This window comes from Janthinobacterium sp. AD80 (assembly GCF_002878455.1).
GTDB lineage: Bacteria > Pseudomonadota > Gammaproteobacteria > Burkholderiales > Burkholderiaceae_D > Janthinobacterium.
Window position 1 is genome coordinate 1 of record NZ_NRDQ01000343.1, and the last position, 659, is coordinate 659.

The 659-nt window shown below is 70.3% G+C and carries 1 protein-coding gene; it reads left to right on the top strand.

From position 1 onward, the window contains the following. Positions 1-659: exosortase A (xrtA, locus tag JaAD80_RS29275; protein WP_146012625.1), on the top strand; the 659-nt coding region annotated here is incomplete at both ends.

A 659-nucleotide genomic window follows, 5' to 3' on the forward strand; every position in this document is an offset into this window, starting at 1 on the left:
CTGCCGCAGCGGCCATCCGCGCCGGGCTTGCTGCTGCTGGCCGTGCTGGGCCTGGCCTGGCTGCTGGCCGACGCGGCCAACGTGCAAGTGGTCGAGCAATATGCGGCCACGGCCATGCTGCCCGCCTGCGTGCTGGCCGTCCTGGGCTGGCCGGCCGTGCGGCTGCTGGCCTTCCCGCTTGCGTATCTGTTCCTCGCCGTGCCGTTTGGCGAAGTCTTCCTTGAACCGCTGATCGACTTCACGGCCAGTTTCACGGTGACGGCGCTGCAGCTGACGGGCGTGCCCGTGTTCCGTGACGGCAGCAATTTTTCGCTGCCCACGGGTAACTGGTCGGTGGTCGAGGCGTGCAGCGGCCTGCGCTACCTGATCGCCGCGCTGGCCCTGGGCGCGCTGTTTGCCCACCTGCAATGCCACAGCGCGCGCCGGCGCCTGGCTGTCATGGCCGCCGCCCTGCTCGTGCCCATCCTGGCCAATGGCGTGCGCGCCTACCTGATCGTCATGCTGGGCCACCTGAGCAATATGCGCCTGGCCGTGGGGGTCGACCACCTGATCTATGGCTGGCTGTTCTTCGGTCTGGTGGCGCTGCTGCTGTTCTGGCTGGCCGCGCGCTGGCGCGAACGTCCGCCGCCGCGCGTGGTGCCGGTCGCGCCGGCGCACGC